The 7,830-nt window shown below is 57.8% G+C and carries 8 protein-coding genes; 3 read left to right on the forward strand and 5 right to left on the reverse strand.

Annotation, left to right across the window (positions count from 1 at the left end):
* Positions 1 to 159: 159 nt before the first annotated feature.
* The 3 genes from AC2FNC_RS19225 to AC2FNC_RS19235 are packed head-to-tail and all read right to left on the reverse strand — an operon-like array spanning position 160 to position 4,539.
* Positions 160 to 3,030, reverse strand: a complete 2,871-nt coding sequence (locus AC2FNC_RS19225; RefSeq protein WP_496716324.1) for a 2Fe-2S iron-sulfur cluster-binding protein — start codon at positions 3,028 to 3,030, stop codon at positions 160 to 162.
* Positions 3,017 to 3,274, reverse strand: coding sequence for a sarcosine oxidase subunit delta (locus tag AC2FNC_RS19230; RefSeq protein WP_480478006.1), 258 nt, complete (start codon positions 3,272 to 3,274; stop codon positions 3,017 to 3,019). The genes AC2FNC_RS19225 and AC2FNC_RS19230 overlap by 14 nt, the downstream gene beginning before the upstream one ends.
* 14 nt (positions 3,275 to 3,288) lie before the next feature.
* Complete coding sequence (locus AC2FNC_RS19235) at positions 3,289 to 4,539, reverse strand: FAD-dependent oxidoreductase (RefSeq protein WP_480496288.1); 1,251 nt, start codon at positions 4,537 to 4,539, stop codon at positions 3,289 to 3,291.
* Positions 4,540 to 4,847: 308 nt separating this feature from the next.
* Between AC2FNC_RS19235 and AC2FNC_RS19240 the strand changes: the two genes are divergently transcribed.
* The 3 genes from AC2FNC_RS19240 to AC2FNC_RS19250 all read left to right on the forward strand — a co-directional run bounded on the left by AC2FNC_RS19240 (position 4,848) and on the right by AC2FNC_RS19250 (position 6,375).
* Positions 4,848 to 5,636: a phytanoyl-CoA dioxygenase family protein gene (locus AC2FNC_RS19240; RefSeq protein ID WP_480555231.1), complete on the forward strand. Its 789-nt coding sequence runs from the start codon at positions 4,848 to 4,850 to the stop codon at positions 5,634 to 5,636.
* A 214-nt stretch (positions 5,637 to 5,850) separates the two neighbouring features.
* A complete protein-coding gene (locus tag AC2FNC_RS19245) occupies positions 5,851 to 6,090 on the forward strand; it encodes a GNAT family N-acetyltransferase (RefSeq protein WP_496716325.1) in 240 nt (79 codons plus the stop codon).
* Positions 6,091 to 6,111: 21 nt separating this feature from the next.
* Positions 6,112 to 6,375 carry a GNAT family N-acetyltransferase gene (locus AC2FNC_RS19250; protein ID WP_496716326.1) on the forward strand — a complete coding sequence of 88 codons (264 nt, stop codon included), beginning with the start codon at positions 6,112 to 6,114 and terminating at the stop codon, positions 6,373 to 6,375.
* Here AC2FNC_RS19250 and AC2FNC_RS19255 read toward each other — a convergent pair.
* Positions 6,353 to 7,399, reverse strand: coding sequence for an aromatic ring-hydroxylating dioxygenase subunit alpha (locus AC2FNC_RS19255; RefSeq protein WP_480555237.1), 1,047 nt, complete (start codon positions 7,397 to 7,399; stop codon positions 6,353 to 6,355). The genes AC2FNC_RS19250 and AC2FNC_RS19255 overlap by 23 nt on opposite strands.
* A gap of 96 nt (positions 7,400 to 7,495) precedes the next feature.
* The coding region (locus AC2FNC_RS19260) for a LysR substrate-binding domain-containing protein (protein ID WP_496716327.1) at positions 7,496 to 7,830 on the reverse strand (335 nt) is incomplete at its 5' end.

Here is a 7,830-nt window from a genome sequence, read left to right on the forward strand (position 1 = left end):
TAAAACAGCTCGGTGTTGTCTTTATTCACGCGGGTGTTCGGGCGATCCGGCAATAACGGCAGAGCGTCCCCGACCCAATTCGAAACCGCGTCAGGCGCTCCTTTGAGGTCGAATAGGGCCATCAGGCTGCGTCGTTCTATTTTTACGTCATATCTCATCTCAGGACCTAAGCAACTTGCCCTCGGGGTCGTGAAAGACCGGTTTCGTGACAGTGACCGGGATCACATCGTCCTTCAGCCGGACATGGGCGGTTTCGCCCTGTCGCGCGTGACCGTTTTCCAGCAACGCCAGTCCGACCCATCGTTTATTGACCACACTCCAGACGCACGCCGTGACCAACCCGTCAGTAGCCTCTTTCCGGCCACCGGGCGTCAGCGGCGCACCTTCGGGGATTTGCCGGTTTGGATCATCCGCCAGAATACCGACCAGCTCGCGTCGGGTTCCGCCACCTGCGCGACGTAGCGCGACCGAGCGTTTACCCAGATAATCCGGCTTTTTCTTCGACATCGCCCAGCCCATTCCCAGATCATAGGCGTCTACCGTACCGTCGACCTCATGCCCCAGCGACAGGAACCCTTTTTCGACCCGCAAAACGTGGCTGGATTCTGAACCAACCGGCAGGATGCCAAAGGGCGCACCGGCCTCCATCACCTTATTCCACAGAGCTGCCATGTGGCGGGTGGCAACGTTGACTTCATAGGACAATTCGCCGGTGAAACTCACCCGCACCACTCGGGCCGGGAAGCCTGCGACAGTACCTTCGCGGAAGGACATGAACGGGAACGCCTCGGGTGAAAGGTCGATATCCGTACCCAGCGCCTGCATCACTTCGCGGGCCTTGGGGCCGCAAATGGTGGCGTTGTTCCACTGACTTGTGACTGTAGTGATCATCACCTGCCAGCCGGGGAATTCGGTTTGCAGCAACTTTTCCATATGCTGATTGACCGCATCCGCGTGCCCCGTCGAGGTCGAAACCAGCCAGCGGTGTTCGTCCAGCCGGAAGGCAACGCCATCATCCAGGATCAGCCCGTCATCCGACAGCATCAGCCCATAGCGCCCGTTGCCCGGTTTCAGGCTGGACATGATGTTGGAGTAGATGAAATCGAGGAATTGCGGAACATCCCGACCCTTCAGTTCAAAGGTGCCAAGGGGCGAGCCATCATAGATGCCAACGCCTTCCCGCACCGCCCGACATTCGCGATTGACGGCCTCTTGCAGACCTTCGCCCGGTTTCGGGAAGTATCCCGGTCGCCGCCAGCGCGCGCCAGCCTCATACATGACCGCGCCGTTGTCCTTGTTCCACTGGGTCACAGGGGTATGGCGATAGGGGAACAGCCCCCAGCCCTCCCGCAACCCGCCAATCGCACCGAAGGAAACAGGCGTATAGGGAGACCGGAAAGTGGTCGTTCCAACCTCTTGCAGCGGCACGCCTTTTTGCATCGCAACGGTGCCGATGATGTTGATATTGCCGGTCTTGCCCTGGTCGATCCCCATGCCGCCGGTGGTATAGCGCTTGACGTGTTCGACATTGTCATAGCCTTCGCGCAAGGCCAAATGCACATCACTGACCGAGACATCGTTCTGCACATCCAAAAAGGCTTTGCCGTGCTGGCCCGGAACATCCACCCGCCAGAGCGCTTCAATTGCATAAGGCAGATCGTCGCCACCCTCAACGATCTTGTTCAGCGTCAGATCTCCTGCCGCTGCCCCCACCGCGCGGCACTTCTGAACCGCCTTATCAGGGACAAATGCTGCCAGATCCCCATCAAACCGCAACGTGCTGCGGGATTGCGACCACAGGTGCACAGTTGGGCTCCACCCACCGGAGCAGCCCAGCACATCACAATGGATCCAGTGACCTGCTCCTCCGGTCATGGGAACGGCTTTGACCGCGCGAACCCTTTTATGACCACGTACATCACTTGCAACTGTTGCAGTGTGAACCGGGACATTCGGAACCTGATCCAATACCTCAGACGGGACAGTCTTGCGGCTGTCCAGAATGGCCATAACCTGCGTACCTGCCGCTGACAGATCAGCCGCCACAGCATAAACACTGTTGTTGTTGGTAAACAGCACCACACGCTGCCCAGGCGTCACGCCCCACCGGTTGACGTAAGCCTGCACGGATGAGGCCAACATCACACCGGGCCGGTCATTGCCGCCAAAAACCATGGCGCGTTCAGTGGCTCCGGTAGCAATAACAACTTCGCCGGCCCGCACGCGCCAACTGCGTTCCAGAATACTGTCCTGTTCCGGCTCGCGTTCGTTCACCATTATCAGATTGTGTTCGCGATAGGCCCAGACAGTTGCATTTTGCAGATGGGTGACATTGTCCATACCGCGCAGCTCAGCCACCGCATCCGCGACCCAGTCCATTGCGGGACAGCCACCGATCGAAAGATTGCGGTTGAGCAGACTACCGCCCGCCTCGGTGCCCTCATCCGCCAGAAACACACGTTTACCCGCGCGACCGGCCTCAAGCGCAGCTTGCAGACCGGCTGGGCCAGCTCCGGCGATCAGTACATCGGCGTGGGCGTTCCGGGCCTCAAAATGACCCCTCGCCGGAGGATTGGCGGGTGCCGCCGCCAGCCCTGCGGCCCGACGGATCGAGGGTTCAAACAGGTGCCAGTCCGGCCACTTGAACGTTTTGTAGTAGAACCCTGCGGGGATAAAGCGCGTCAACAGCTGATTGATCCCACCCAGATCGAACTCGGGCGAGGGCCAGCAATTGACCGACCGCGCGCTCAGCCCGTCGCGCAGCGGCACCGTTGTCGCAGGACGGTTGCCCGAAGCATCTTCGCCATCCAGTTCCACCAGTGTTGCGGGTTCTTCGGGCCCGTGCCCCATGATACCCCGCGGGCGATGATACTTGAAACTGCGGGCCGTGACCCGAACCCCGTTTGCCAACAGGGCTGAAGCCAGCGTATCTCCCTCGAACCCTTCATAGGGTTTGCCATTGAATGTGAATCGCAAAGGGCGGTTTCGGTCGATGCGCCCGCCCGAAGCGCGGCGGTTACTTTGTGCCATCGGACGCCTCCACAATGTCATGAGTCCGTGTGTCCCGCCAGATCGTGAACCATTCACCGCATCCGCGCGCGTGCCACCATTTCTCCTCAACCGGACCCAATGGGTTCGGCGTCACCGTCAGATATTCGACCCATTGTTCATCGCTGACAGCATTGGCGTCAGGGCGCTCCGCCCCGACCGGGCCGCCAAAAATAAACTCGTTTTCGTTTCGCTTGCCGCAGAATGGGCAGGGTAAAAGCATCATGATCCTGACCTTTCCTATCGCGCCGTAGTGGTTCCGGCTTCCATCACGAAGTCCAGATGCCGGAACCTGCCAAGAGTGAAGGGCGCCATAAGCGGGTGCGGTTCCCCCTTTGCCACCAGATGAGCCAGCGTCAGCCCCCCTGCTGGAATGGCCTTGTAGCCGCCCCACCATCCGGCAGTGACAAACAGCCCCGGAATCTCTGTCTGATCCATGATCGGCGAGGCATCATGGGCAATATCCAGATGCCCGCCCCATTGCCGCATCAGTTTGAGCTTCTTGAAACTCGGGAACAGGGACAGCATTGCGGTCACCGTGTCTTCGAATACGTGTTGCTTGATGTCACGGCGGAAACTCTGCCCCATGTCGGGCGCACCGCCGATCACCATCTCGCCCTTGTCGGATTGACTGAAATAGAACCCGCTGTCCGGGCAGTTCACGATCACATCGACCAACGGCTTGACCGGTTCGGACACAAACGCGGTCAGGTTCATCGTCCGTAGCGGCAGTTTCAACCCGGCAGTTTCAGTGAGCGTGGTTGTGTGACCCGAGACGGCCACAACCACCTTCTTTGCCCGGACAACGCCCCGGTTGGTCTCAACCCCTTCGATCGAGCCATCTGCCCCGCGCAGCAGGGATTGCACCGCCGTCTGCTGATGAATCTCTACTCCAAGCGCGTCAGCCGCACGGGCATAGCCCCAGGCCACGGCATCATGCCGGTTCACGCCGGCATCCGTATGCACCATGCCGCAGATCACCGGCAGCCGCGCATCCGGCCCGCCGCCAGTCAGCGCCGGAATGCGGCGGCGCAATTCCTCGGTGCTGATCTGTTCATAGGTCGATCCATAGATATCCATCACCAGCTGTCGCCGCCGCAGTTCGCGCAGCTTGGGCCAGGTCTGAACCACATCCACCATGGTTCGTTTGGAATGCATCATGTTGAAGTTCAGCTCATCCGTGAGACCTTCGTACATGGCGACGGATTTGACGTAGAATGGGATCGATTCATCCCGCATGTAGTTTGATCGGATAGTCACAGTGTTCCGGGCAATGTTGCCGCCACCCAACCAACCACGTTCCAGCACAGCCACATCGGTGATGCCAAACTCTTTGGCTAGATAATAGGCGGTGGCCAGACCGTGCCCCCCCGCCCCGATCACCGCTACATCGTACCGATTCCTCAGCGGCGGACTACGCCAGGCTCTGGGCCAGTTCTTATGCCCGGTCAGTGCGTTCCGGGCGAGCGAGAAGATGGAATACTTTTGCATAGTAGTAATAATATTGATTAATACGCACATTCCGTCAATAGACTTATGGCCATGTAAAACGATCCGTCATGTGTTCTATGCCAATGCGAAAAATTAGGTTAAGTTGGCTGGTGAAAGGTGCCGCAATGAGCCTTCGCATTGAACAGTTCCATCGACGTCTTGCCGGCAAATGGTCGGCCCGATCGCTTTGGCCCTGTTTCATTATAAACTGCCGCAGTTCACCCATCACGTAACGCCGGACAAACCGGGTGCAACGCGCCTGCATACTGCAACCGCCTCAATGGAAGAGGCGTTGAATTGGACGTTACATGACACAGACATCTGACCTGAAGATCATTCAGGAAACCTATGCACGCGACGGAGTCGTGCTGCTGAAACAAATTCTGTCGCAGGATTGGCTTACCAAACTACGCAAGGCCGTAGATGAAGAGGTTTCTAAAGGCGAGCGCTATTTTGCCTACAAGAACATGCGCGAAAACCCGGGCGTATTTCAGGATTATTGCCTGACATCGGATATCGGCCAGCGCGTGGCTGAGGTGGCGGGCAGCCCGTGGACTTCGCTTATCTATGACCAGATTTTTGCCAAAGAGCCGGGGACAAAAACCCAGACGGGCTGGCACACCGATCAACCCTATTGGCCGGTGGCCGGACCAATCATGACCATATGGATCGCTCTGGACCCGGTTGACCCAGACAATGGCGCGCTGGAGTTCGTTCGTGGATCACACGCTTGGGGTGCCAAGTACCGGCCTTTCAAAACCGACCAGCTTGGGGCGTTCCTGCACTATCTTGAGGAAGACAACCCCGATTATATCGACATGCCTGATTTCGAGGCCAACCGCGCCGCCTACGACATCTTTCACTACCCAAAGATGGAGCCCGGCGATGCGCTGGCATTTGACGGCATGACAGTGCATTCGGCAATGGGCAACCGCACCTCAACTCGGCGCAGACGCGGCTATGCCGTCCGATTTGCGGTAGAGGGCGCCATCTACCAGCCACGCGATGCCGTGACAGAGTGGCTGCATGACGACAGTTTGCGCCCCGGCGCACCTTTTGCCGGAGGGCGTTTCCCAGTGATCTACGGCGCGGCGTAACCGGCGGCGGACACCGGTCCTCTGATTGCACAGTGAATAACTTGACGTTATTCTGCTATCGTCACAGCGTTGGGCCATTATCGTCATGGCCCAACCCCGCGGCACATTTTCCAACGCGCCCTAAGCAGTGCGACCGTTGATGTGTAGTTAGAAAGTGCCGCCACAGTGCGGCATTTTTCATCTCGCTTCTGTGGCAAAGAAACAGGAGGCAAAGATGAAACCCACCAACCCTAACGCAAAGGTACATATCCGGGACGCAGAGCCCGATGACATGCGTTTTCTACTGTCAATGATCCGCGCTCTAGCCACACATCACGGTGATGTCCCAAACATCAACGCCGCAGTGTTAGAGCGGGATGTGTTCGGCAATCAGCCATGGGTCTATGTGCTGGTTGCCGAAACGAAAGGCGAGGTCATCGGCTATGTCACCCTGAGCCCGCTAACACAGTTGTAGCTAGGCCGTCGCGGTATCGTCATGCACCACCTTTTTATTGGACGGCTGTATCGCCGCATGGGTGTCGGGCGGCAACTTATCGAAAGCGCAAAACAAAAGGCGCGCGCGCTGTCCTGCTCTTACATGATGGTCGGCACCCACCCCGACAATTCAGAAGCCCAAGCCGCCTACCTAGCTGAGGGTTCGAACGACAGGACGCAGCGCATCCCCGGCTTCACGTCCCCCTCGATGCCTAGTGGGTTTCGGAACCGGCCAACAAACCTTACACCCGCTCAACCATGTTGATCGGAAAAGCCTCAGCCTCAATCGCGCGGTCCAAAGCTTTGCGGAATAGTTTGGCCCCAGCGTCCAATCCCAGATCAATGTTTGGCGTCTTGGCGTTTTTCATGCCCAGATGAACCTTCTCCAAAACCTCCTTGTCCTCAAGAAACGCCATCCGCGCGCCATCATTCATGAATTTGGACACCTCAGCATTATCGGGATCAGAATTGCGGTGCTGGAACCAAAAATACCGGGTCCGATCCTCATCAATCGGGGTCATGAAATTGTAAGAGACGTTGATGAAAGTCTCGGCAACGGGCGGTTTGTCATAGCCGCCGGTTCCGACGGGCGTGTAGATGGATTTGTTCAGCCCTATCGCGGGCATACACATCTCGTAATGCTGTAGCCTGTCGCAATCACCGTCAAAGGCCACCAGCTTCGCATAATAGGGCGACGGCGGCTTGTTCTCGATCCAGCGCGAGACAATCACGCCGCGGTCCGTTCTTTCGACATTCAGCGGCTCTTCGTCCGTGCCAGCCCCGGCAAAGGACGAGACATGCACCCAGGCTACATGGCTGGGGTCCAGCAGGTTGTCGCAAACCCACAGGTAGTGGCAGTCGATATCCATCACTCCACCATCAGTCATGCCCCAACTGGCATCGTCGAAATTCTCGATCAGGAAAATATTGTCAGGGTCCGCCTGTTCCGGATCACCCATCCAAATCCACAGGAACCGATACCGATCCACTACCGGATATGATCTTACCACTGCCCGCCGCGGGGTCATGCCACGCTGGGTCGGGCTGTCCGTGCATTTGCCCGAGCAGTCGAATTTCAGGCCGTGATAACCGCATTCCACCACATCACCGATCAGATTGCCTTTGGACAGCGGCAGCTTACGATGCGGGCAAGCATCTTCCAATGCGACCGGAGTGCCGTCCTCCCGCCGGTAAAGCACGATGTTTTCACCCAGAAACGTTTCGGCCTTCAGTTCGCGACCGATATCCTTACTCCAGGCAGCGACATACCAGCAGTTTCTCAGATACATTGAAATGCTCTCCAGATCGTCAGATGGCTTGTACCAGTATGGGCAGAGAGACGTCCTTGCGCCATGTCGGAATGGTAATGACTCATATAAGCCAGGCTAATTATAAGCGTCGGCGGATGGCGGGATGTCCGGTTGCGCTTCTACTTCAGCACTGATCCAGTTCAGAAACTCACCGACTTTCGGACTGTCCTTGGTTTCGTGTCGCCGAACCAGCCAGTAAGACAAAGGGGACTCGGTCAGTTCTGGAAAGGGTCGAACCAGACGCCCGTCACATAACGTATCGATCACCAGGGGTTCCCGACCCAGCGCGACACCCAGCCCTTCAATTGCAGCCTGAACCACCAGATTGGATTGGCCAAATCGCCGTGTGCGCAAGGGTGACGGCAGCGTCAGACCGCATTGCCGTGCCCAGAAATCCCAGGTTGGGCTTG

The organism is Ruegeria sp. BHSA123 (assembly GCF_059613425.1).